Annotated in this window: 1 protein-coding gene; it reads right to left on the minus strand. The window is 35.1% G+C overall.

Annotated features, from left to right (window positions below):
- Positions 1 to 493 (minus strand): hypothetical protein (locus tag NZ519_13905; GenBank protein MCS7029848.1); only part of this gene is annotated, 493 nt, incomplete at its 3' end.
- Positions 494 to 1,306: the final 813 nt, after the last annotated feature.

Consider the following 1,306-nt stretch of genomic DNA (forward strand, 5'->3'; position numbering starts at 1 on the left):
TATTTTCGCAAGTTATGGCTTTCAAACTTTCAAAATCACTCGCAAATGCCCATAAATCAGTTGGATTACCTAGAAATGAAAGAAAATTCTTAACAGATTCTAAGCTAAACAACTCATCGAAAATAGCTTCCTTATCTTTATCATTTGTTATCATTATGTTTTTTGGCGAATAGCTTTTTCCGCTTATTATAGGGTTATCTTCGCTGTTGAGTTTTACCTGCTTACCCTTGTAATAACATATATAACCTGCTGTATAAATACCAATGCAAATTCCATTGTAAAACTCTTGAAAGTTATAGCTACCGTCAACAGCATAAAAATTACGTTCAGAATTATCTATTTCCGAGAATGGTATAATTTCAAAATAGTGGGGTGTTTCTGTTTCACCTTGAATAGTTTTAATAGAAAAAACTTTGGAAGGTAAATTAACAATATCGTTTATGAGTTTAGCAACACTTTCTATTGCTTTTTCAGGTATCTCTTTATGGTTCATTCTTGTTATGTCGTTGTTTGTTTAAAGTGGCAGGTAACGTTTTTTTTTGCTGCAATATTACAAAATTGATTTGAATTTTATACACTTGTGGCGTCAATCCTCATAAAATATTACGATATTATGCCACATTATGACAATACTGCTATAATAGGAGATCTTACGCAATTGCTTACTGTAAAGCGGTATGCGTTCAGAACTGTAAAGACCTGTAAGAATGCACTGATACAGTTTTTAAGGGCATTTCCAGATAACAATCCTGAATAAATTACTGTAAAACAGACTGAAGCCTTTATTAACCCACAGACCACATAAGAAGGAAAAAATAAAAATTATCCAAAATCTTTTAGAACACAAAAACCTTAAAACCACTGAAATCTATGCACACATAAGTTCATCAGCGATTGAGCAGTTCAGCAGTCCATTGGAGAGTATTTGTTTTTAAGGAGTTTTAATAATTATCTGGGTTATGGGCGTTCCCTGCACGGCGTTTCGCTAGCGCTCATGCGTGCAGGGTCGGCGGGCTACGCTCACGCTTCGGTGCTTCGCTTCGCTACGCACCGTGCTGACGCACGCCCTTCGCATGCTCGCGCAGAAAAAATACACTAAATACATTTATCCAAAGTTTAACCTTTTACATGCCTCATAATCAAATTAAAACAAGGTAAAACGTCGCTATAAACTAAAATTAAGCTCTTCTGTTTATTTTTGTACCATGATAAAAATTGCCAACCCTGCGTATGACGTTGTATTCAAGTATCTGATGGAAGACAACAAAATTGCCAAGTTACTTTTATCGGATTTATTGCAAGAGGA

This window comes from Bacteroidia bacterium, from assembly GCA_025056095.1.
GTDB lineage: Bacteria > Bacteroidota > Bacteroidia > JANWVE01 > JANWVE01 > JANWVE01.